The organism is Acidobacteriota bacterium (genome assembly GCA_028875725.1).
In the GTDB taxonomy this organism is placed as follows: Bacteria; Acidobacteriota; Thermoanaerobaculia; order Multivoradales; family Multivoraceae; genus Multivorans.
The window spans coordinates 144,234-166,898 of the sequence record JAPPCR010000006.1 but is presented as its reverse complement, the minus strand read 5'-3'; the positions used below and the strand labels follow the sequence as shown (position 1 = coordinate 166,898).

General features: G+C 69.8%; 18 protein-coding genes. 11 read left to right on the top strand and 7 right to left on the bottom strand.

Annotated elements, in window-relative coordinates; all coding sequences use genetic code 11:
- Positions 1-82 precede the first annotated feature (82 nt).
- Complete coding sequence (locus tag OXI49_02790) at positions 83-610, top strand: ferritin (GenBank protein MDE2689410.1); 528 nt, start codon at positions 83-85, stop codon at positions 608-610.
- 13 nt (positions 611-623) lie between these two features.
- Entirely contained in the window at positions 624-2,234 is a 1,611-nt protein-coding gene (locus OXI49_02785; GenBank protein ID MDE2689409.1) for an MFS transporter, read from the top strand.
- A 5-nt stretch (positions 2,235-2,239) separates the two neighbouring features.
- On the opposite strand, the gene OXI49_02780 is transcribed toward OXI49_02785, so the two are convergent.
- Complete coding sequence (locus OXI49_02780; GenBank protein ID MDE2689408.1) at positions 2,240-3,016, bottom strand: exodeoxyribonuclease III; 777 nt, start codon at positions 3,014-3,016, stop codon at positions 2,240-2,242.
- 4 nt (positions 3,017-3,020) lie between these two features.
- Entirely contained in the window at positions 3,021-4,841 is a 1,821-nt protein-coding gene (locus OXI49_02775) for a M2 family metallopeptidase (GenBank protein ID MDE2689407.1), read from the bottom strand.
- A 128-nt stretch (positions 4,842-4,969) separates the two neighbouring features.
- On the opposite strand from OXI49_02775, the gene OXI49_02770 reads away from it, so the two are divergent.
- From OXI49_02770 to OXI49_02735, 8 genes are read left to right on the top strand one after another with little or no spacing between them, the layout of a single operon-like run.
- The gene (locus OXI49_02770; protein MDE2689406.1) at positions 4,970-6,823 is read left to right on the top strand and encodes a uroporphyrinogen-III synthase; all 1,854 of its coding nucleotides are present in this window, start codon (positions 4,970-4,972) and stop codon (positions 6,821-6,823) included.
- Complete coding sequence (locus OXI49_02765; protein MDE2689405.1) at positions 6,820-8,118, top strand: glutamate-1-semialdehyde 2,1-aminomutase; 1,299 nt, start codon at positions 6,820-6,822, stop codon at positions 8,116-8,118. The genes OXI49_02770 and OXI49_02765 overlap by 4 nt, the downstream gene beginning before the upstream one ends.
- A complete protein-coding gene (gene hemF, locus OXI49_02760) occupies positions 8,115-9,122 on the top strand; it encodes an oxygen-dependent coproporphyrinogen oxidase (GenBank protein MDE2689404.1) in 1,008 nt (335 codons plus the stop codon). The genes OXI49_02765 and hemF overlap by 4 nt, the downstream gene beginning before the upstream one ends.
- A gap of 6 nt (positions 9,123-9,128) precedes the next feature.
- The gene (gene hemH, locus OXI49_02755; protein ID MDE2689403.1) at positions 9,129-10,214 is read left to right on the top strand and encodes a ferrochelatase; all 1,086 of its coding nucleotides are present in this window, start codon (positions 9,129-9,131) and stop codon (positions 10,212-10,214) included.
- A gap of 45 nt (positions 10,215-10,259) precedes the next feature.
- The gene (locus OXI49_02750; GenBank protein ID MDE2689402.1) at positions 10,260-11,618 is read left to right on the top strand and encodes a hypothetical protein; all 1,359 of its coding nucleotides are present in this window, start codon (positions 10,260-10,262) and stop codon (positions 11,616-11,618) included.
- On the top strand, positions 11,615-12,709 hold the full coding sequence (gene hemE, locus OXI49_02745) for a uroporphyrinogen decarboxylase (GenBank protein ID MDE2689401.1): 1,095 nt from the start codon (positions 11,615-11,617) through the stop codon (positions 12,707-12,709). Before OXI49_02750 ends, hemE begins: the two co-directional genes overlap by 4 nt.
- Positions 12,706-14,103, top strand: a complete 1,398-nt coding sequence (gene hemG, locus OXI49_02740; protein ID MDE2689400.1) for a protoporphyrinogen oxidase — start codon at positions 12,706-12,708, stop codon at positions 14,101-14,103. Before hemE ends, hemG begins: the two co-directional genes overlap by 4 nt.
- A gap of 59 nt (positions 14,104-14,162) precedes the next feature.
- Positions 14,163-15,599, top strand: a complete 1,437-nt coding sequence (locus OXI49_02735) for an aldehyde dehydrogenase family protein (GenBank protein ID MDE2689399.1) — start codon at positions 14,163-14,165, stop codon at positions 15,597-15,599.
- Positions 15,600-15,662: 63 nt separating this feature from the next.
- Here the strand turns inward: OXI49_02735 and OXI49_02730 are convergent, their stop codons facing one another.
- The 3 genes from OXI49_02730 to OXI49_02720 are packed head-to-tail and all read right to left on the bottom strand — an operon-like array spanning position 15,663 to position 18,534.
- Complete coding sequence (locus OXI49_02730; protein ID MDE2689398.1) at positions 15,663-16,784, bottom strand: FAD-binding protein; 1,122 nt, start codon at positions 16,782-16,784, stop codon at positions 15,663-15,665.
- Between the two features lie 40 nt (positions 16,785-16,824).
- Positions 16,825-18,282: an FAD-binding protein gene (locus tag OXI49_02725; protein ID MDE2689397.1), complete on the bottom strand. Its 1,458-nt coding sequence runs from the start codon at positions 18,280-18,282 to the stop codon at positions 16,825-16,827.
- A gap of 42 nt (positions 18,283-18,324) precedes the next feature.
- The gene (locus OXI49_02720; GenBank protein MDE2689396.1) at positions 18,325-18,534 is read right to left on the bottom strand and encodes a PspC domain-containing protein; all 210 of its coding nucleotides are present in this window, start codon (positions 18,532-18,534) and stop codon (positions 18,325-18,327) included.
- A 114-nt stretch (positions 18,535-18,648) separates the two neighbouring features.
- On the opposite strand from OXI49_02720, the gene OXI49_02715 reads away from it, so the two are divergent.
- Positions 18,649-20,241 carry an MFS transporter gene (locus OXI49_02715; GenBank protein MDE2689395.1) on the top strand — a complete coding sequence of 531 codons (1,593 nt, stop codon included), beginning with the start codon at positions 18,649-18,651 and terminating at the stop codon, positions 20,239-20,241.
- A 6-nt stretch (positions 20,242-20,247) separates the two neighbouring features.
- Here OXI49_02715 and msrP read toward each other — a convergent pair whose 3' ends face one another.
- Together msrP and OXI49_02705 are read right to left on the bottom strand one after the other, a co-directional pair.
- Entirely contained in the window at positions 20,248-21,345 is a 1,098-nt protein-coding gene (gene msrP / locus OXI49_02710) for a protein-methionine-sulfoxide reductase catalytic subunit MsrP (GenBank protein MDE2689394.1), read from the bottom strand.
- Between the two features lie 94 nt (positions 21,346-21,439).
- Positions 21,440-22,648: a 4Fe-4S dicluster domain-containing protein gene (locus OXI49_02705; protein ID MDE2689393.1), complete on the bottom strand. Its 1,209-nt coding sequence runs from the start codon at positions 22,646-22,648 to the stop codon at positions 21,440-21,442.
- Positions 22,649-22,665 lie beyond the last annotated feature (17 nt).

The window sequence follows — 22,665 nt, the reverse complement described above, 5'->3', positions numbered from 1 at the left end:
TTTCACCGGTTCTCAATCGCGCGGCGCTATGCTGACGGCGTCCGCTTCCAACCGCACCCAACTGCCCGATACGGAGGACACGATGGACCAGACCCTCCACGACCGTCTGAACGCCCACCTTGGGCTCGAGTTCGAGGCCGCGCACCGCTACCTGTCGATGGCGCTCTGGCTCGAGCGCATCGACCTGCCAGGCTTCGGCGCCTGGCTGCGCGGCCAGTCCGCCGACGAACTCGGCCACGCCCACCGCATCATTGATCACCTCGCCGACCGCGATCTCCTGGTGAAGATCCCCGAGATTCCGGCCCAGCCGACCGAGTGGGAGTCACCGGAAGCCGCCGTCGCCGACATTCTCCGGAGCGAGCAACGGGTCACCCAGGCGATCGAGGAGCTCTACGACCTCTCCGAGAAGGTCCACGACCGCGCCGCGTCGATCATGCTCCAGTGGTTCATCAACGAGCAGGTGGAGGAGGAGAACGTCGCCCGCACCCTGCTCGGAAGGCTGAGACTCATCAACGGCGACGGCGTCGGTATGCTGATGATCGACCAGGAACTCGCGAAGGGAACGGTGCCCGGCGCCATGGCGGAACCGGGAGCGGACGGAGCCGAGTGACCACGGGAGTCGAATGACGACAACAGAGCAGGACAGCCAGAGCCCAGCCCCGCAGGCCCCCAGCCGGCGGTACTCCAACTACGTCCTGGGCGTCCTCGTCCTGGTCTACGTCTTCAACTTCATCGACCGCCAGATCCTCTCGATCCTCGCGGAGGACATTCGCAACGACCTCGGCGTCAGCGACGCCCAGCTCGGTTTCCTCTATGGCACGGCGTTCGCCGTCTTCTACGCCATCTTCGGGATTCCGATCGGCCGTCTGGCCGACATGTGGACCCGCAAGAGCCTGATCTCGATCGGCCTGGCCGCGTGGAGCCTGATGACAGCGCTCTCCGGCACCGCACGCGGCTTCGCCTCCCTCGCCGCCTATCGAATCGGTGTCGGCATCGGCGAATCGAGCGCCGGACCGGCGGCCTTCTCCATGCTCGGGGACTACTACCCGCCGCGGCTGCGGGCCACGGTGACCGCGATGTACTCGAGCGGCGTCTACATCGGCGCCGGTCTCGGCATCCTGATCGGCGGGCAAATCGTCGACAGGTGGAACAACGCCTACGCGGACGGCGGGGCGCCTTTCGGCCTGGTCGGCTGGCAGGTCGCCTTCTTCGCCGTGGGCCTGCCGGGCCTGCTGATGGCGATCTGGGTGTGGACCCTGAAGGAGCCCGTCCGGGGCCAGAGCGAGGGAATCGTCACTCCCCCGCATCCCGCGCCGTTCAAGGAACTGGGGCGGGAGACCGCCGCCATCCTGCCGCCGCTGACCCTGCTTTCCTTGCAGCGCCACGGCGGCGCCAGGACCGTCGCCCGGAACCTGCTGATCGCGGTCGGATGCGCCGTCGCCTGCTTCGGCCTGATTCAGGTCTTCGGCAACCCGGTGCAGTGGATCGCGCTCGCGATCGGCGCCTACGCCTTCCTGTCCTGGGTGCAGGGACTGAAGCTGAGAGACAGGCCTACGTTCGAGCTGGTCTACCGATCCCGCTCGATGATCTACGGCATGTTCGGTTTCGGCTGGATGGCGTTCGTCGGCTACGGCCTCGGTTTCTGGGCACCGACCTTCTTCCGGCGGGTACACGATCAGAGCGCCGGCGAGGCCGGTCTGATTCTCGGCCTCACGGCAGCCGTCGCGGGTTGGCTCGGCGTTGCCGGCGGCGGCTACTTCTCCGACCGGATGAAGCAGAGGACGGCGAAGGCCCGCCCGCTGTGCGGGCTCATCATCGCCCTGGGCTCGATCCCGCTCGGCGCCTTCTTCGTGCTGACCGAGAACGTCACGACCGCCTACGTGATGAACTTCTTCTTCACGGTCTTCGGATCGGCCTGGATCGGTTCGGCCGTCGCCCTGGCCAACGACCTCGTGCTGCCCAGGATGCGGGGAACCGCATCGGCGTTCTACATCCTGATGATGACCTTCGTCGGACTCGCGCTGGGACCCTTCCTCATGGGTTGGCTGAGTACGACCCTGGAGGCCGGCGGCGCCGACTCCGGCCGCTCCCTCCAAACGGCGATGCTGGCCAGCCTGGGCGCCTACGTCCTGGGTGCGATCTTCTTCTGGCTCGCCGGCCGTACGGTGGCCGCCGAGGAGAGCAGCCGAGTCGAGCGGGCGCAGGCAGTTGGAGAGATGATCGAAGCGGCCTGACCGGACTACGACCTCAGGCTCGCCATGACCGGCGCGTGGTCGGAGGCGATGAGCCCCTCCTTCTTCTTCCTGTAGTCGCGGTCGGTCTCGACCTCCTGCACACGCTCCCGGACGGTTTCTGTCGCCAGCAGAAAGTCGATCCTCAGGCCCAGGTTGCGGTGGAAGGCGCCGAACCGATAGTCCCACCACGAGAACTTGACCGTCTCCGGATGGAGTTCCCGGAACAGGTCGACGAAGCCGAGGCCCAGCAGCGCGCGAAACCGCTCGCGCTCCGCCTCCGTGTGGTGGATGCCGCCGGCCAGGCGGTCCTCGTCGTGGGTGTCGAGGCGCGTCGGCGCAATGTTGAAGTCGCCGCAGAGAACTGCGGACTCGTCCGCGCCGAGTGAACCGCCCAAGTAGTCCCGGAGCGAGTCGAACCACGCCAGCTTGCGCGGATAGTCCAGGTGATCGATGTCCTTGCCGTTCGGGCAGTAGACGGTCGTGAAGTCGAGCCCGGCCGTCCGCACCCGCAGGAGCCGCGCGCCGGCTTCCTCCTCACCGGGAAGCCCCGACTGAACCTCGTCGATCGGATGGCGCGAGAGGACAGCGACGCCGTTCCACGCCTTCTGGCCGCACACGGCGGCGTGGTAGCCGAGATCCTCGAGCGCCGGGATCGGGACGTTGTCGGCGGTCGCCTTGAGTTCCTGGAGACCGACGACATCGGGCTGTCGGGCCTTGAGCCAGTGGACCAGGAAGTCGAAGCGCGCTCCCAGGCCGTTGATGTTCCAGGTGGCGATCAGCAAGCCGCTAGCTCCAGCCGCAGGACCGGCCGGCGTTCTGTTCCTTGAGCCAGTCGGCAAGCGGGGCGAAGTAGTCGAGGATCGCCGTGGCGTCCATCTCCCGGCTGCCGCCCATGGCCTCGAGGGCCTCGGGCCAGGGCCGGCTCAGTCCCATCGCCATCATCTCGCGCAGGCGCCGGCCCGCCTCTTCCTCGCCGTAGATCGAGCAGCGGTGGAGCGGACCCTCGTTGCCGATCGCCACACAGAGGTCGCGGTGGAACTGGAACTGAAGGATGTGCGCCAGGAAGTAGCGCGTGTAGGGCGTGTTGCCGGGCACGTGGTACTTGGCGCCGGGGTCGAAGTGATCCTCCGTTCGCGTCGATGGAGCGGTCACTCCCTGGTACTGCTCGCGCAGACGCCACCAGGCCGCGTTGTACTCGTCGGGCGGCGTCTCGCCGGAGAACACGCCCCAGCGCCAGCGGTCGACGAGCAGGCCGAAGGGCAGGAAGGCGACCTTGTCCAGGGCCATCCGCATGAGAAGCGAGAGGTCGGCCTCGGCCGGCGGCTCCTCGTCGAGCAGACCGATGTCGACGAGGTAGCCCGGCGTGACGGACAGGGAGATCGTGTCGCCCAGCGCCTCGTGGAACCCGTCGTTCGCACTGTCCCGGAACAGGGGCGGTAGTTCCCGGTAGCCGAGCTGGTAGTAGGTGTGGCCGAGCTCGTGGTGGATCGTCGAGAAGTCCTCGGCGTTGATCTGGATGCACATCTTGATCCGGACGTCCTCGTCCAGGTCGAGCTGCCAGGCGCTCGCGTGACAGACGACGTCGCGGTCTCGCGGCCGGAGGAACTGGGAGCGCCGCCAGAAGGTCTCGGGGAGTTCCTCCATCCCGAGCGAGGTGAAGAAGCCCTCGGCGATCTCCACCATCTCCCGCTCCGACGTCTGGCGTTCGCGGAGAATCTCCGTCAGGTCGTAGCCGGGAGCGGCGGCCTCCGGCGCGACGAGGTCGAACACGTTGGACCACGATTGCGCCCACATGTTGCCCAGGACGTGCGCCGGGATGGCGCCCTCGGGATCGACGACGACCGGACCGTACTGGTCCGCGAGCTCGGCGCGGACGTGGCAGTGCAGGTCGTCGTAGAGCGGCTTCACCTGCTCCCAGAGACGGTCCGTCTCCGCGGCGAAGTCGTCCGGCGGCATGTCGTAGCCCGACCGCCACATCGCGCCGGTGTCGTCGTAGCCGAGGCCCCGGGCGCCTTCGTTCGAGAGCTCGACGAAGCGCTGGTAGTCCGCGCGCATCGGCGGCGAGATCGTCCGCCAGCCCTCCCAGGCGTCGAGCAGCGCGCCGGCGTCCCGGCTGTTGTCGATCACGTCCTCCAGATCGTCGAGTGAACGGCAGGATTCCGGCCCGCTCGGGCAGTGCCTGCCGGTGCCGTAGGCCGCTTCCATCCTGGTCGTGATCTGACTCAGTTCCTCGATCTTCGCCTCGTCAGCCGGCGCGGCCACGGTCAGTCCGCCGCGGAGCAGGTTGAGCTTGCGCGCCACCTCGTCCGCCTCCGACGCCGCGTCGTAGGTCGCCGCCTCCTGAGCGAAGTCGATCGCGCGGGTCAGCGCCTCCGCTCCGGCACGGGCCGCCAGGGCGGTCGTGTCCTCGTTGATGTACGTCGACTGCACCCAGGCCGCGCGGCTGCCGTCGTAGTAGTGCTCCATGAGCGCCTCCTCGGCCGCCGACGTGAACTCGGCCGCCGACGGCCGCGCTTCGCCGGCGCAGCCGGCAAGCAGGACCGCCGCGGCAGCGGCCAGGAGCAGGCAGAAGGGGCTTAGTCGGGTTCGAAGCGGAATCAGCGACACGGCGAGTCCTCCCAATCGGTTCCAGGCCCCGGTCGCCTCCAGGCGGCAGACAGCGGGACCGAGAATCGACTCTATTCCAGGGTTCCGGGCCGTTGCACGGGACCGTGGCTTCGTAGAATCCCCGTCCCATGGCCCCGATCGTCATCGGCACCAGGGCAACGCCGCTGGCGCGGATCCAGGCCGACCTTGTCGCCCGGCGGCTCGGCGAACTCGGCGTGGACACGGTGGTGCGAGCCATGTCCTCCCAGGGCGACCGCAGCCTCGGCGGCAGCTTCGCCCAAGCCAAGGGCGTGTTCACCGGTGAGCTGACCGCGGCCCTGCGCGACGGCACCGTTGATCTCGTCGTCCATTCGCTGAAGGACCTGCCGGTGGAGGACGAGCCCGACCTGGTGATCGCGGCGGTGCCGGAGCGGGAGCGGCCGTTCGATCTGCTGCTGTTCGCGCCGGATTCCGAAGCGAACGAGGCGAGCGAAGGGGCGCCGACGCTCGCGGAGCTGGTCGATCACGGCGACGACGCCCTGGAGGAGCAGGCCAGGCCGGCCCGCGACGCGTTCGGGCCGCTCTCGGCTGGAGCGCGCCTGGGCACTTCGTCCCCGCGGCGCCAGGCCGGAGCGCTGGCGATTCGGCCAGACCTCGTCTGCTGCGCCGTCCGCGGCTCGGTGGGGCGCCGGCTGGAGTGGCTTCAGAGCGATGCGATCGAGGCCCTGCTGGCGGCGGAGGCGGGTGTCCTGCGCCTGGCCCGAAACGGCGAGCTCGAAGCTCCGGCCGCCGCCATCCGGGGTTTCCGGCTGGACCTTCGCTCCTGGCCCTGCGCGCCCGGTCAGGGCGCACTGGCGGTGCAGATCCTGCGCGGCGGCCGGCTCGACGGACACGCGGCGATGGCAGCGCTCGACCACCCTCCGAGCCGCGCCGCCGCCTTCGCGGAGCGCTCCCTGCTTGGCCGGCTCGGCGGTGGCTGTCTCCGACCGTTCGGAGCCTGGGCGGACGCACGCGCCGCCGGCCCGGAGGGGCCGGTGCTGCAGGAGGTCCATGCCTTGATCGCGGCCGACGATTGGCGGGAACCTGCCGCGGTCGGTGAGGCGCCGCGGGCCGTCGGCGCAGCGGTTTCAGCAGCGGACGGCGCGGTCGATCTCGACGCCCTGGCTGAGCGGATCGAGCGGGGATTGGCGGAGCTAGGTGCCGGCCTGACGGCCGGCGCGCTGTTCTCTGCGGGCCGGAAGACCCGCGCACCCAGTGCGGAGACGCCGGATCTCATCGTGACTTCCGGCCCAACGACCGTTCGGCGCCTGACGAAGCGGCTGCCGCCAGGCGTGGGCGTCGCGGCTCTGCCGGCGACCACCGTCGAGGTCTTCGACACCCCCTGGCCGGCAGACCGCATCGACCTGAACCGCCCGCGACGTCAGTGGCCCTGGCTGCTCGTCTCTTCGCCGAACGCCGCACGCGTCGTGGCGGAGCGCGCCGCGCGCGAGCCGGCCTGGGGCCGGCTGCCGTGGTGCGCGCTGGGCGAAGGCACCGCCCGCGCCCTGCTCGCGGCCGGTGTGCCGCCGAACCTGGCCGCGCGGGCCTCCGGTGGCGAGGAGTTCGCCCGCTACGCGGCGCGGGTGCTCGACCCCCGTTGCCCGCTGTTCGTGCCGCATTCCGCCCGCGGCGGCGCGACGCTCGTCGAGGCGCTCCAGGCGGCGGGCCGCCAGGTTCCTGCCTGGGCGGCCTACACCGTGCATCCGAACGACGAGCTCGACTGGCCGCAAGGTTGGCAAGCGGCCCACGCCCGCGTACTCTTCACTGCTCCATCGGCGGTTTCCGCCTTCGCAGCGTCCGGCCTGGACTGGCCGGGCAGCTGCTGGGCGATCGGAGCCGCCACAGCCGCGGCGCTGCGGAGCACCGGAGCCGGCAACGTGAAGTGCGCACAGGAACCGACCGCCGCCGGCATCGAACGCCTGTGGCTCGACGAAGTGGGCGCCGACCCGAGGGAAACTGAATGAGCGCCGGACGATGCAGCGAGGACCTCTGGACGGAGGCGCAGCGCCACCTGGTCGGCGGCGTGAACAGCCCCGTGCGGGCATACCGCGCCGTCGGCGGCACGCCGCCCTTCATCGCCGAGGCCGAAGGAGCGGTCATGCGCTCGGTCGACGGCACGAGCTACGTCGACTTCGTTGGTTCCTTCGGACCCCTGGTGCTGGGACACAGCCACCCGGCCGTGGTCGAAGCCGTGCGCGAGGCGGCAGCCCGCGGCACCTCCTTCGCCGCACCTCACGAGGGCGAGGTCGAGCTGGCGCGGATGGTCAAGGAACTCGTGCCGGTCATCGAGAAGATCCGCTTCGTCAACTCCGGCACCGAGGCGACCCAGTCGGCGATCCGGCTCGCCCGCGGCTGCACCGGCCGCGACCTGGTGCTCAAGTTCGAAGGCTGCTACCACGGTCACGTCGACGCACTGCTGGTCGAAGCCGGGAGCGGTCTCGCCACCTTCGGAATCGCCTCGAGCGCCGGCATCCCCGCGGCGACGGCCCGCGACACGATCGTCCTGCCGCTCGACGACGACGAGGCGCTCGAGCAGGCTTTCCGGCGCCACGGGGAGAAGCTCGCCGCCGCGATCATCGAGCCGCTGCCAGCGAACAACGGCCTCCTGGTTCAACGGCCGGAGTATCTCCACCGTCTGCGCCGCCTGTGCACGGAGCACGGCGCGCTCCTCATCTTCGACGAAGTCTTGAGCGGCTTCCGGGTCCCCGGAGTCACCGTCGGCGCTCAGCTCGGCATCGAGCCCGATCTCGTCACCCTCGGCAAGGTGATCGGCGGCGGGCTGCCGGTCGGCGCCTACGGCGGGCCGGCACGGTTGATGGACCAGCTTTCGCCCCTCGGACCCGTCTACCAGGCCGGCACCCTGTCCGGGAATCCGCTCGCCGTCGCCGGCGGACTCGCCACGCTGCGCGCACTGCAAACCGGCGACGGATGGAAGCGGATGGAAGACCTCGGCTCGCTGCTCGAGCGCGGGCTGGGCCCCGTCCTCGAGGCGAGCGCCCAGCCCTACCGGCTCGTCCGCTGCGGCTCGATCTTCTGGCTCGCCTACGGCGACGGCGAACCACCGCGCCGGGCCGACCGCTTCCACCCGAACACCGCCGAGGTCTTCGGCCTCCTCCACCGCGGGCTGCTCGACCGCGGCTACATGCTCGCCCCGTCCGCGTTCGAGGTCGGCTTCCTGTCGCTGGCGCACGACGGGGACGCGCTGACCGGCTTCGCCGGCGCGGTCGGCGAGACGCTGGCGGAGATCCCGGCGCCGTGACGTCTCCGCCAGCGACGGACCAGCCCGGCGCCGAAGCCGTCGCCAGCTACTTCCGGGAGCTGCAGGACCGGATCTGCGACGCCCTGGTCGAGGTCGATGGCGCCGCCTTCGACGCCCGCGAGCTACGCGGCGAGCGCGGCGGCGTCGCGCGGCCGCGGGTTCTGACCGACGGCGAGGTGATCGAGAAGGCGGCGGTCAACTTCAGCCACTCCCGCGGCGACTCGCTACCTCTGGCGGCGACGGAACGGCGGCCGGAACTCGCCGGCAGGAGCTTCGAAGCGACCTCGGTCTCCCTGATCGTCCATCCGCGCAACCCCTACGCTCCGACCAGCCACGCCAACATCCGCTTCTTCATCGCCCATTCACCGGAAGGCAACTCGCCAGGAGAAACGGGGGCCGAGGAGGAGGAAGGCTGGTGGTTCGGCGGCGGCTTCGACCTGACCCCGTACTACGGCTTCGAGGAGGACGCGGTCCACTGGCATCGCACCGCGGCTCGAGCCTGCGCGCCGTTCGGCGACGACCTTTACACCCGCTACAAGGCCGCTTGCGACGACTACTTCTACCTTCCCCACCGGCAGGAGATGCGCGGCGTCGGCGGCCTGTTCTTCGACGACCTGAACCGTCTCGAGCGGCCCTCCGAACTCGACCCGTTCGGACGCTGCTTCGCCTTTGGACGCAGCATCGGCGACCACTTCCTGCCCGCCTATCTGCCGATCCTCGAGCGTCGCAAGGACCTGCAGTACGGCGAGCGCGAACGCGGTTTCCAGCTCTACCGCCGGGGGCGGTACGTGGAGTTCAACCTCGTGTACGACCGCGGCACCCGCTACGGACTGCAGGCGCGGGCGCGCACCGAGTCGATTCTCGCGTCGCTGCCGCCGCTGGCGGCCTGGCGTTACGACTACGCGCCCGAAGCCGGATCCCCCGAAGCCCGTCTCGCCTCGGAGTTCCTGGTCCGTCGCGACTGGATTTCGGCGTCCGACCCTCGCCATCCGGAAGGACCCTGAGACCACGTGCCCTATCGACCTGAACCTTCCGTCTCGGCCGAGCCCGCCTGCTGCCTCCTGGGTCGCAGCGATTCCTGCGGCGTCTGTTCAGCGGACCGACGCGCCCTAGGAGTCGTCCTCGCCAACGTCGGCACGCCAGCAGCGCCGACGGCGCCGGCGCTCCGCACCTACCTGCGTCAGTTCCTGAGCGACACGCGCATCGCCGAGCAGCCGCCCTGGAAGTGGCTGCCAATTCTCTACCTCTTCGTGTTGACGACGCGACCGCAGCGCGTAGCCAGGCTCTACGCGAGGATCTGGACCGATGATGGTTCGCCCCTTCTCGCCATCTCACGCCGCCAGGCTGCCGGCATCGCGGCCCGGCTCGCGGAGGCCCGTAGCGGTGGCGAGCCGCGGTTCCACGTCGCCGTCGGCATGCGCTACGGCGAACCGTCCATCGAAAAGGCGCTAGCTGAGGTGAGGAGCGCTGGCGCCGAGCGAATCCTCTTCCTGCCGCTGTTTCCGCAGTACGCGGCGGCAACCACCGCCTCGGCGCTCGACGTCCTGCATCGCGAGGCGCGGTCCTGGCGCCGCGTACCCGAGATCCGCACGATCAACAGCTACCACGGCGAACCCGGCTACATCCGGGCGTTGGCCGCCAGCATCCGCGAAACATGGCGAGAGGATCAGCCGGACAAGCTCGTCCTCTCGTACCACGGCGTGCCGCAGCGTTACGTGGACCAGGGAGACCCCTACCAGTGCCAATGCCTGGAGACGACGCGGCTGCTCGTGGCGGAGCTCGGCGTAGAGGAAGATCGTGTCCTCAGCACCTTTCAGTCCCAGTTCGGCCGGGAGCAGTGGATCCTCCCCAAGACGGACGAAACGCTTCGTGAGCTCGCCCGAGCCGGCGACCGCCGCGTCGATGTCGCCTGCCCCGGCTTCTCCGCCGACTGCATCGAGACGCTCGAAGAGATCGAGGTCGAGAACCGCGGCTACTTCGAAGAGTCCGGCGGCGAACGCCTCCGTTACATCCCCTGCCTGAACGACCGCCCCGACCATCTCGACGCGCTGACCGACTTGATCCTCCGCAACACCCGCGAGTGGCGCGGCGGCTGACAGGCCTGTGACAATGCGCGCGCGGAACTGAGTCAGAATCGCCCGATGGACAACTGTTGCGTCGTCGCGGTGACCTGGCGGTATGCGAGCGCCGAGGAGATCGCTCAGTACACCGTGCCGGATGAGCGGCGAGCCGCCGAGATGCGGCGGCTGAAGCAGCGGATCGGCGCTCAGGGCCTGATCTATCTCGCTACGTGCAACCGGGTGGCGTTCGTCTTCTCGGCGGAGCCGGGAGCGACGCTCGCATCGTGTCGGCGGGAGCTGTTGCGGCTGGTGGCCGGCGCGGGGGCGGCGCGGCGAGTCTTCCGGAGCTGGGAAGGGGAAGGGGCGGTCGAGCACCTGTACCTGGTAGCGGCCGGTCTGGACTCGGCCCAACCGGGAGAGCGGGAGATTCGCGGGCAGTTGCGCGACGCGCTCGAGGAGGCGACGGCCAGCGGCACGGTCGACCCGGAGTTGCGGCGCGTGGTCGAGTCGGCGCTTCGGGCCGGCAAGCGGGTCCACCGGGAGACCGGCGTCGGCGCCGGACGCACGTCGCTGTCGGAGATTGCGGCCGACCTGTTGACCGAGCGCGCCGCGGAGCATCCGGGGCCGGTGGCGCTGGTCGGCGTCGCGGCGATGACCGAGACGTGTACGGAGCGGCTGCGCTCCCGTGGCGTCCCTCTCGTCCTCGTCAATCGGACCCTTTCGAAGGCGGACGGGCTCGCCGAGCGGACGGGCGGGGCCCTCCCGTCGAACGGCTCCGCTCCCACCGTCGAAACGATGAGCCTCGACCGGTTCCGGTCCGAGCCGCCGCCGGTCACCGCGGCACTGTTTTCGACCGGCGCCCCGGGACCGGTGGTCGATCGGCGGTGCCTGTCGGTCCTGGCCGTGACCGGCGACGCCCGGTACGGCGCCTCACCGCTGGTGATCGACATGGCGATCCCGGCCGATGTCGCTCCAGGCGACGCCCGCGTCGCGGGTCTGAAGCGGATCGGCATGGACCAGATCAATGAACTGGCCCAGAAGACCCTCCGCGACCGGCGCGGGCGCACTGCTGAAGCCCGCGTGCTGATCGACGAGGAACTCGACGCCTACCGCGAAGCGATGGCCACCAGGTCCGTCGCCGGCGCGATCCGGGCGATCGGCGCCAAGTACCAGGATTCGCTGGGCGCGAACCTGGACCGCCTGCTGCAGAGCGATCTCGCGGGCCTCTCGGAGGCGGAACGGGAAGCGCTCCGGGAGTGGACTGCCGTGATGGCGAAGCGCCTGAGCCACCTGCCGGTCGTGGGGCTGCGCGCGGTGGCGATCGAGATCGGTCAGGACGGCGTCGACGCCTTCCTCGCCGCCGCGGCGCCGGAGCTGCTCGAACAGCGGCGTGCCGACAGGCGCTCCGAGCCATCGACCCGCTGGACGGCCGGCGAGTGAACGCCCTGCCGACGACCGCGGCCGGGCCTGCTGCCGCCCCGGCCGCCGCCACCGCCCCGCCGGCCGAACCCCTGCTGCTGCGCACCCTTCGATTCGAGGAAACGCCGCGGCGGCCGCTGTGGATGATGCGTCAGGCCGGACGCATCCTGCCCGAGTACCGGGCACTCAAGGAGCGCCACGGTTTCGCCGGCCTCGCACGCGACCCGGAACTGGCGGCCGAAGTCACCCTGATGCCGCTCCGGCGCTTCCCCTTCGACGCCGCGATCACGTTCGCGGACATCATGTCGCCCATGCCGGCCCTCGGCGTCGACTTCCGCTTCGATCCGGGGCCGGTGATCGCTGAGCCGATCCGCGGCGCGCGGGACGTCGCCGCCCTGCCCGATCCCGACGACCTCGACGAAGCCGCGATCGCCCCGGAAGTCGCCGCCACCCAGCGGATCGTGCGATCCGAGCTCGTCCCGGAGACGGCACTGCTCGGCTTCGCGGGCGCTCCGTTGACCCTCGCGGCCTACCTCGTCGAGGGTCGCGGCATCCGCGACTTCCCCCGGCTGCGGGCGTTCGCCTACCAGGAGCCGGCGGCTTTCGACGCCCTGCTCGACCGACTCGGCCGGCTCTGCGCCCGTTACCTCCTCAGCCAGCATCGGGCCGGCGCCGACGCGGTACAGGTCTTCGACTCCTGGGCCGGCCTCTTCCCGCGCGCCGAATGGCGTCTGAGGATTCGGCCGCACCTCGATCGGCTGCTGCGGCGGCTCGGCGACGCCGGCGTCCCCAGAATCCTCTTCCTCCACGCCGCGCCCCAGTTGGTGGACGACTACGCGGGCCTGCCCTGCGAGGCGCTCGGCGTCGACTGGCGCACCGACGTCGGAGCGCTGCGCCGGCGGCGGCCGGACCTTTGCCTGCAGGGCAACCTGGACCCCGCCGCGCTCATGGCCGGCGAACAGGCGGTCCGGCGCGAGACCGGACTCCTGCTCGCCAGCCTGCCGCGACGTGGCCACATCGTGAACCTGGGACACGGCGTGCTGCCGGAAACTCCGCTTCAGGCGGTGCAGGCCCTGGTCGAGGCCGTCCACGCCGAGGCGGAGGACGCTTGAGCGAACAGCCGGCGGCCTGCCGCCTGGTCGTCGTCGGCGGCGGACCTTCCGGACTGGCCGCCGCCTGGAAGGCGTCCGTCGAAGCGGAGCGCGTCGGCGGCGAGATCGGGATCCTCGTGCTCGAGGCGGACGGCGAAGTCGGCGGCAAGGCGCGGACCGAGCAGGCCGGCGGCTTCCTGCTCGAGACCGGGCCCCAAGGCTTCCTCGACGATCAGCCGGTCGTGCGGGAGATGGTCGACGCCTGCGGCCTCGAGGACGAAGTGCTGGCGCCGGAACCGGCCGCGAACCGCCGCTACATCTACCGGGGCGGCAGGCTGCGGTTGCTGCAGCGCAGCCCGCTGGGCTTCGCCAGGAGCGGCCTGCTGGGACCGCTCGGCCTGGCGCGGCTGGCGATGGAACCCCTGGTGCGGAGTCGGCACGACGGCGAAGCGGAAGGCAGCGCCGGCGAAGACGAGTCGCTATACGACTTCGCCGCCCGCCGCATGGGGCGGCAGGCGGCCCGGCGCCTCATCTCGCCCGTCGTCCTCGGCATCTTCGCCGGCGACGCGCGGAAGCTCTCGGCGGCGGCCGCGTTTCCGCGCCTGGTCGCGATGGAACGGGCCTACGGTTCCCTGTTCAAGGCGATGCGCGCCGGCCGGAAGCGCGGCCTACCGCCACCGGGGCACCGGACTATTCGCCGCGGCATCCAGGCCCTTCCGCACGCCGTCGCCGCTCTTCCGGGAATCGAAGTCCGCTGCAACCGGCGGGTCACCGCGATCGAGCGGCGCGGCAGCGGCTTCAGGGTCGCTTCGTCCGGCGACGAAGTCACTGGAGATGCAGTCGTCGTCGCAGCCGACCTGCCCTGGGCCGCCGATCTCGTCGACGGCGTCTCGGCGGAGGCCGCGGCCGGGCTCCGGCAGATCGAGTCGCCGCCGATGGCCGTCGTCCATACCGCCTTCACGGCCGCCGCCGCGGCCCACATCGAGCCGGCCTACGGCTTCCTCGTCGCCCGCGGCGAGGGAGTTCGCATGCTCGGCTGCCAGTACGAAACCGCTACGTTCCGGGGCCGCGGCCCGGATGGCACGTTTCTGACCCGCTCGATGTTCGGCGGCAGCGTAGATCCCGAGGCCGCCGACCTCGGCGACGCGCAGCTCGTCGAGCTGACTCTCCGCGAGCTACGCCGGACAGCAGGCCTGGACGCCGATCCCACCTACACGAGCGTCGCCCGCTGGCCGCACGCCATCCCGCAGTACACCCCCGGTCACCCGCGGCGAGTGGCCAGAATCGAGGCCACCCTGGACTCGATCGACGGCTTCTACCTGGCCGGCAACGCGCTCCACGGCGTCGGCCTGAGCCGGGCGATCGCCGTCGGCGCCGAGTGCGGGGAAAAGGCCGCCCGCCTGCTGCTCCCGTAGCTGCCTCATCCGGGCTACACTCACCGGCCCAAGGAACCAACACACGCGGAGAGAGTCCCATGAAGGAAGCGCTGCAGTTCTACATCAACGGTAAGTGGGTCGACCCGGCGACTCCGAAGACGATGGACGTGATCGATCCGTCGACGGAAGAAGCGATCGGCCGGATCAGCCTCGGCAGCGCGGCGGACGTCGACAAGGCCGTCGCGGCGGCGCAGGCCGCCTTCGGGTCGTTCTCACAGACCAGCCAGGAAGAACGCGTGGAACTCCTCGGTCGCATCGTCGCCGGCTACAAGGCCCGGATCGGCGAGATGGCGGAGACGATCTCCATGGAGATGGGCGCCCCGGCCTGGCTCGCCAAGGCCGCCCAGGCGCCCTCCGGCCTCGGCCACTTCGCGGGCGCCCTTGGCGTGCTGAAGGACTACGACTTCGTCGAGACCCGCGGCACGACGAACATCGTCAAGGAACCGGTCGGCGTCTGCGGCCTGATCACGCCCTGGAACTGGCCGATCAACCAGATCGCCTGCAAGGTCGCGCCGGCGCTCGCCGCGGGCTGCACGATGGTCCTCAAGCCGAGCGAGGTGGCGCCGCTCAACGCCATCCTTCTCGCCGAGATCCTCCACGACGCCGGCGTGCCGCCAGGCGTCTTCAACCTGATCAACGGCGAAGGACCCGAGGTCGGCGCCGCGCTGTCCGCCCACCCCGGCATCGACATGATGTCTTTCACCGGCTCCACCCGCGCCGGTCGCGCGGTCGCCAAGGCCGCCGCCGACTCGATCAAGCGGGTCGCCCAGGAACTCGGCGGCAAGTCGCCGAACATCGTCCTCGAGGACGCCGACATCGACAAGGCGGTCAAGGCGGGCACCCGACAGTGCTTCCTCAACAGCGGCCAGTCCTGCAACGCGCCGACGCGGATGCTCGTGCCGGCGGCGTCGCACGCCCGGGCCCTGGAAGTCGCCAAGGCGGCCGCCGAAGCGACCGCCGTCGGTCCTCCGGGACAGGAAGGCGTCGCCATCGGCCCCGTCGTCAGCAAGGTCCAGTACGACAAGATCCAGGGTCTCATCGCCAAGGGCATCGAGGAAGGCGCCGAGCTCGTCACCGGCGGCACCGACCGCCCCGAGGGCCTCGACAGCGGCTACTACGTCCGCCCCACCGTGTTCGGTGGCGTCAGCAACGAGATGACGATCGCCCGCGAAGAGATCTTCGGCCCCGTGCTCTCGATCCTCCCCTACGAAACGGAGGAGGAAGCGATCCAGGTCGCGAACGACACCGTCTACGGCCTGTCGAGCTACGTCCAGTCCGGCGACCTCGACCACGCCCGCAGCGTGGCCTCCCGCATCCGCGCCGGCAACGTCCACATCAACGGCGCCCCCGCCGACTTCGGCGCCCCCTTCGGCGGCTACAAGCAGTCCGGCAACGGCCGCGAGTGGGGCGACTTCGGCTTCGAGGAGTTCCTCGAGGTCAAGGCCGTGATGGGGGCGCTGCCGAAGGCGAGCTGAGGAGAGCCGACTGCCGGTGAGCCGGCCTTCTGGCCGGCATCCGGCGCGAAGCGCCGGCTCCGATCAGCCCAAGCGGCTGAAGCGGCCGGCCGGGTCGAGGGCTTGCTCGACGCGGCGTAGCAGTTCGCCGCCGGTGCGGTAGCCGAGGAACGGCTGGTTCGAAGCGTCGGCCGGTGCGCGCAACGCGAGCGCCGTCAGCTTCGACTGTGCGAGGGCACGGTCGAGGGATGGAAGGTCGGCTACGCGCGCCGCGGGCCAGGCGACGAAAGCCTGCTGGACGCCGGCGCTATAGACCCTGGCTACGTGGGAAGCGTCGAGGTCGGCCAGGACCTGTTCCAGGACCGCCGCCGTGGCCGGCGTCAGGGGGAGTTTGAGGACGGAGGCGTCCGGCGAAGCCCAGCCGAACTCGCGGCGGGTGCGCCAGTGGTTCGCGTCTGCATCGCTCGAGAGAGTGGTGACGTCCGTGTCGAGAAGATCGGCGGCGCGCTTGAGACGAGCGTCCAGGGCGAAGCTGCGGCCTCCGATGCGGATCTCCAGGTCCCAACCGGCCAGGCCGTGCATCAGGTCGAGGCACTCGAGCTCGACGGCGCCGGATCCGACGCGGCCGGCGGCTTCGAGGGCCTCATCGAAGGCCATACCGGCGACGCGCACGGTGGCGCAGCTTTCGGGATGCGGGAAGACCTTGAACGTGCACTCGGTGAGAATGCCCAGGCGTCCCAGGCTGCCGACCATGAGCTTCGGCAGGTCGAAGCCGGCGGCGTTCTTCACCACCTTGGCGCCGCCGCGAACGATCTCGCCCCGGCCGTCGACGAAGGCCACGGCGAGCAGGAAGTCCCGCAGGCCGCCGTAGCGCAGCCGGCCGGGGCCATTCGCGCCCGCGGCAACCGCGCCGCCGACCGTGCTGCCGGCGTCGACCAGCAATGGATCGAACGGCAGGTACTGGCCCTCGGCAGCGAGCCGCGCCGCGATGTCGGCGAGCGGCGTCCCGGCCAACGCGGTCACCGTGTACTCGCTCGGCAAGTACTCGGTGATGCCGGTGAGCGCCGACAGGTCGAGCACTTCGGCGCCCTCCACCGCCAACAGCGCCGGCTTCGTGCCGCCGCCGCGCGGCACGACCAACTCAGCACCGCGCACGGCTTCGGCAACCTCGGCCGCCGAACCCGGCTGATGGACAACGCCGGTCACAAGTCTCCTGGCTCTCCGTTACTGGCCGCGCTGCCGCGCCTCATTCGCGCGAGATGACTCCCGCCACCTCCAGTGGATGGGGACCGTGGCTCAGCAGCGCCGGCGCCTCGGCGTCCGGGAACATCTTGCCCCGGTTCGCCAGCTCGCCGGGGTCGATCGCCAGGCGGATGCGGCGCATCGCGTCCAGGTCGGCGTCGCCGAACATCTCGCCGAGGTACTGGCGCTTCTCCATGCCGACGCCGTGCTCGCCGGTGATCGAGCCGCCGAGGTCGATGCAGAGTCGGAGGATCTCGCCCGCCAGTTCCTCGGCGCGCTCCAGTTCGCCTTCGACCCGGCCATCGAAGAGGATCAGCGGGTGCAGGTTTCCGTCGCCGGCATGGAACACGTTGGCGACCCGGATCCCGTGCCGTTCGCCGAGCCGCTGGATCTCCGTCAGAGCCTCGCCCAGGCGGGACCGCGGCACGACGCCGTCCTGGACGATGTAGTCCGGGCTCAGTCTCCCCACCGCCGAGAAGGCGCTCTTGCGGCCCTTCCAGATCCGCATCCGATCGTCCGGGTCGCTGGCGATGTGCTCGAGGTAAGGCTTCGATTGCCTGACGACTTCCAGCAGCAGTTCGCTTTCGGCGGCGACTTGCTGCTCCTCGCCTTCGAGTTCGACGATCAGAAGGCCCTCGGCATCGAGCGGGTAACCGGCGCCGACCGCCGCCTCGGCCGCCTCGATCGCGAGGTTGTCCATGATCTCCATCGCCCCGGGCAGCAGGCCCGAAGCGACGACGGCCGCCACCGCCTCGCCCGCCGCCGCCAGTGAGTCGTAGGCCGCCAGCAGGGTGAAGAAGGTCTCGGGCTTCGGCAGCAGGCGCAACGTGATCTTCGTCGCGATCCCGAACAGCCCCTCCGAGCCGACGAAGAGCCCGACGAGGTCCGGGCCGACGCTCTCCAGGCTGTCGCCGCCGATCTCGATCACTTCGCCGTCCGGGAGCACGACTTCGAGGCCGAGCACGTGGTTGCTCGTCATGCCGTACTTCAGGCAGTGAGCGCCGCCCGAGTTAAAGGCCAGGTTGCCGCCGATCGTGCACACGGACTGGCTCGACGGATCCGGTGAGTAGTAGAGGCCGTAGGGCTCCGCGGCCTCGGACACCGTGAGGTTGACGACGCCGGGCTCGACGACCGCCGTCCGCCGCACCGGGTCCACTTCGAGGATCCGGTTCAGCCGGTTCATCGCGATGACGACGCCGTCGTGGACCGGCAGGGAACCGCCGGACAGGCTGGTGCCGCTGCCACGGGCGAGGAACGGCACTTCGGCGGCCGCGCAGAGGCGCACGACGTCGACGACTTCCTCGGCGGAATCGACGAGGACGACCGCCCGCGGACGGGCCCGGAAGGCGGTCAGCGCGTCCGACTCGTAGGCCGCCATGGGGGCCGCGCCGGTGAGGACGCGGTCGGCACCGAGGCGCCGTTTCAGTGCGTCGAGAAAGTCGGCTGCGTCGGCCGGGGCCATGGGCGGTCAGCCTACCAACCCGGAGGACCGGTAGCTGGCGGCTCAGTCGCCGAGCGGCATCACGATCCAGAGCAGGATGTAGACGATGATCCCGGGAAAAGCGACCGAGAGGATCGAGACCAGGATGTAGAGCAGACGGACGCCCGTCGGGTTCCAGCCCAGCCAGGCGGCGACGCCTCCGCAGACGCCGCCGATCAGGCGATCGGACCCGGAGCGATGAAGGGGGCGGGACTGGGTGGCTGTCGCGGTCACGATTGGGTTCCTCCTCAAGAGACTGCTCACGTTCAACTACGGATTCTGCACGACCTGGGTTCCAGTTCGACGTCTTCGTCCGATTCATAGACGACTACGCATAGGATGAATCCGATGGCCGAGCAGGAGCAGGCGCCCAAGCGGGTCGGCACCTTCGAGAGCCTGGTGCAGGCGGTCCGCTCATGGCGAACGTTGTCCGTCGTCCTGCTGTCGTTCTCCTCGGGGATGCCTCTGGGGCTGGTCTGGATCGCGATTCCCGACTGGATGCGCGATTCCGGTGTCGACATTCGCATCGTCGGCCTGTTCACGCTGGCGCAGGTTCCGTGGACCTTCAACGTGGTCTGGGCGCCGCTGATGGACCGCTTCCCACCGCCGTTCCTGGGGCGACGCCGGGGCTGGGCGGCGATCGCCCAGGTCGGTCTGCTTGTTGGAACGCTCGGCCTGGCCGGCGTCGGCGGCCACCCGGACGCGCCGTTCGTGGTACTCGCCCTGACCTTCGCGGTGGCGCTGGCGGCAGCATCCCAGGACATCGCGGTCGACGCCTACGCCGTGGACGTTCTGAAGAAGGAGGAGCAGGGCGCGGCCGTCGGCGCGCGCATCGCGCTCTACCGCGTGGGGATGTTCGCGGCGGGAGCAGCGGCCATCTCCCTTGCCGGACGCTCCTCGTGGGCCCTCGTCTGTGCGGGCCTGGCGGCGCTCTACCTGCCGATGCTTCTCGTGACGTTCTTCGCGCCCGAGCCTCGCAATCTGCCGCCTGAGCCGAAGACCGTACGAGAAGCCGTCTGGCTCCCCTTCCTCGGCTTCCTCTCCCGCCACCGTGCAGTTGAGATTCTGGCCTTCGTCATCCTGTTCAAGCTCGCCGACAACATGGCCAGCGCCCTGCTTCGCCCGTTTCTCGTCGACATGGGCTACTCGAGCGACGACCGTGGCTTCGCGTTGGGAACGATCGGCCTGATCGCGACCATCGGCGGCGCTATCATCGGCGGCCTGGGCACGAACGTGCTGGGCTTGGGCAGAGCGCTCTGGATCTTCGGTTCCCTCCAGATCTTCTCCAACCTCGGCTACGTCGTACTCGCCAACGTGCCCAGGAACTCCTTCCTCCTCTACGGAGCGATGGGGTTCGAGACGCTCTGCCAGGGTCTCGGCACTGGAGCCTTCTCGGTCCTGCTCCTTCGCATGACCCAGAAGCGTTTCTCGGCCACGCAGTACGCGATGTTCTCGACCTTGTTCGGCTTCGGTCGGATCTTCTCCGGGCCGGTCGCAGGGATCACTGTCGATGCAATCGGCTGGACCAACTTCTTCCTGGCCACCATGCCGCTGGGCATCCCCGGCCTTTACATGCTCTCGCGCTTCGTCAAGCCCACCGAACGCGAACCGGTCTTCAACGTGCGGCGGCAGGATCCGCTACCACCCCGTTCCCGGACTCGGCTAGCCGCGGATGGCGTGGCCTTCGGGACACTGAGCGCCATCGGCGCCGCCTTGCTGCTCAACGGCCTGGCGGCGCTCAAGGCGATGCGCGCCGGCGAGCCTTTCGGCTTCACGGCGGAACTGCTGGCACTCGCCACGCCGGCGAACGCCGAGGGCTGGGTGGGGCTCGTAGGTGTCGTGACCTTCGGCGCCGCCATGGGGCTCTTCGCCGCAGCCGTGCAGGCGGCCCGGCATGGGGCGGGCGCCGAGTCGGCATCCGAGGCGTCCGAAGCGCCCTAAGGGGCGCTACCGCGCGACCTGCCCCATCCGCAGCGCGCGCTGCATCGTGGTCGGCTCGTCGGGATAAAGCTTCGAGACGTACTCGCCGTAGCCGTTGAAGATCGGTGTCTCGAACGGCTGGCTGTTGTGCAGCCAGTGCGAGGTCGCCTGACTCCAGCGCGGGTGCGGGATGTTCGGGTTCACGTTCGAGAGGTAGCCATACTCGTGCGGCTGGATCTGCCAGAAGATCTTCGGCTCCTCGGCCACGAACTCGATCTTCACGATCGACTTCGCGCTCTTGTAGCCGTACTTCCACGGGACCGCGAGTCGCAGCGGCGCACCATGTTGCTTGACCAGAGGCTCTCCGTAGATACCGGTGGCGACGAAGGCCAGTTCGTTCATCGCCTCATCCATACGGAGGGCTTCGAAGTAGGGCCACTCGTACCAGTGCGCCTCCCTGACACCCGGCATCTGGTCCCTCTTGAGAGCAGTGAAGAAACGGACATGCCTGGCTGACGACTTCGGTTGCGCCTTCTCGATCAGCTTGCTGAGGGGGAAGCCGCTCCAGGGCACGTTCATCGCCCAGCGCTCGACGCAGCGGAAGTGGTAGAGCCGCTCCTCGTGCTCAAAGCCGAAGATGTCATCGAGATCGAGCGTCATCGGGTTGTCGCAGAGGCCCGTGACTTCGACACTCCACGGTTCGACGGTGAACTTGCCGGCGAACTTCCACACCGGGCCGCCGCGACCGGGATAGAACTCGTAGAAGTTGTTGTGGCTGCCCGCCGCCTCGCGCGGCGTCAGTTCGCCGCCGATGCTCGCCGGCGGACCCGCGAACTTCGTGTTCCGCTTGGGCCGCGCGCTGAGCTCGGCGCCGTAGACATCAGGCCTCTTGAGGGCCGGCTTCAGCTTGTCCTCGATCGGCGGCGCCGGAGGCGGCGCCGGTACCTGCTGGCGAAGGCGGAACTGGGCGGCCAGGGGCGACGCGCCGGCGATGCCGACCGCGGCCGCGGCCACGAACTTGCGCCGGTCCATGTAGACGTCCCGCGGCGTCGGCTCGCGGCTCGGCAGCGCGATCCCGGAGTCTGAGGGAAGGTAACGGGCGGGGTCGTACTTCTTGATCCACATGGCATTGGATCCGAACGGGACGGGCAGAGTCGCTATTCCGTTCGGCCTTTCCTCCTGTTCTCCTGCGCTCGGCGACCGGACGCTATGTCCAAGCCTACCAGCCGGACAGGGCGCGCCCCCACCACGTCTGGGGCTCAACCCTCCGCCCACGCCCGCTCCGTCGGTCCAGCCAGAGAGCGAACCGGCGCAGACGGGTCCCCGCCATCCACCGCCAGATTCGGCTGAGGCGCCTGGAGTAGTCCCGGTTGTAGGGGCAGACCCTGACGCAGATCGAGCAGTCGGTGTTCTGGTTCGACCAGAACCGGAAGCACTTCTCGGCGTCCGTCGTCCACTTCCTGACGCCGCGGATGTTGGAGATGTTGTAGATCCGGTCCGTCGGTGCGTCCATCGCGATGGCCTTCGGCGGGCATGCATCCGAACACGCGCGGCATACGTCGCAGGTCTCGCGCACGCCGAAGCGCCGTGGACGGTCGTGCGCCAGGGGCATGTCGGTGAAGATCTTCCCGAGCCGCACCCTGGGGCCGAACTCCCTGGTGATCAGAAGACCGTGACGGCCGTACTCGCCCAGCCCCGCCTTGATCGCGAGCGGGATCGCGAGGGCCGTGTCGTTCATCGTTGGCACCGCCGCGTAGCCCATGTTCAGGATGTACTGGGCGATCGCGAGCAGCACCACCGTGTCGCTGCTGTAGCCGACCCCCGTCGCCGTCCCGCTCAGGGCCGACGGCACGGTCCGCACGAGACTCCGGTCCATCGCCTGCGCAACGACGACCACGTTCCCGAGTTCGCCCGGAAGCTCCTGCGGTTTCTCCGTCTCGGTCTCCCGCGAGTACGCGTGGGTGTACACCCAGCGCTCGTCGTACCCGGTGATGCCGATCAGGTCGGCGCCCAACGCGCGAGCGGCGGTCTTGAGATCCGCCGCGAGTCGAGCGGCGAGGACCTCCTCCGGTTCATCGCTCTCGTCCGGCGGACCCGGACCGTCCCGGAGCACCGTGTAGGGGTCGAGGAAGCCCTCGCGACGGTCGGCGTCTCCCCGGAGCTCCGCGAACAGATCGGTGACGTGCCAGGAAGCGTTGCGCAGCGCGTAGTCGCGCCGCGTGAACCCGTCGACCGGGCGCCAGCGCAGCTCCGGCGTGCGGTACGTCTCGTAGAACATGTCCGAGCGGGAGGTCCTCACCTCGGGGTCCCAGAACGAACGGCAGAAGACGTCGTCCTTCTGCGAGAAGCGTTCGAAAGCCTCGCCTACCTCGAACCCCGCTTCGGCATCGCTGACGGGGCGTTCTCCGGACTGCGGCCCGGCTTTCACGGTCGCACGCCCTGCCC

Coding starts and splice junctions, on each gene's coding strand:
- OXI49_02715 (MDE2689395.1), top strand. CDS start 18,649: ATGGCCGAGCAGGAGCAGGCGCCCAAGCGGGTCGGCACCTTCGAGAGC.
- OXI49_02770 (MDE2689406.1), top strand. CDS start 4,970: ATGGCCCCGATCGTCATCGGCACCAGGGCAACGCCGCTGGCGCGGATC.
- OXI49_02750 (MDE2689402.1), top strand. CDS start 10,260: ATGGACAACTGTTGCGTCGTCGCGGTGACCTGGCGGTATGCGAGCGCC.
- OXI49_02725 (MDE2689397.1), bottom strand. CDS start 18,282: ATGGCCCCGGCCGACGCAGCCGACTTTCTCGACGCACTGAAACGGCGC.
- OXI49_02765 (MDE2689405.1), top strand. CDS start 6,820: ATGAGCGCCGGACGATGCAGCGAGGACCTCTGGACGGAGGCGCAGCGC.
- OXI49_02790 (MDE2689410.1), top strand. CDS start 83: ATGGACCAGACCCTCCACGACCGTCTGAACGCCCACCTTGGGCTCGAG.
- OXI49_02735 (MDE2689399.1), top strand. CDS start 14,163: ATGAAGGAAGCGCTGCAGTTCTACATCAACGGTAAGTGGGTCGACCCG.
- msrP (MDE2689394.1), bottom strand. CDS start 21,345: ATGTGGATCAAGAAGTACGACCCCGCCCGTTACCTTCCCTCAGACTCC.
- OXI49_02785 (MDE2689409.1), top strand. CDS start 624: ATGACGACAACAGAGCAGGACAGCCAGAGCCCAGCCCCGCAGGCCCCC.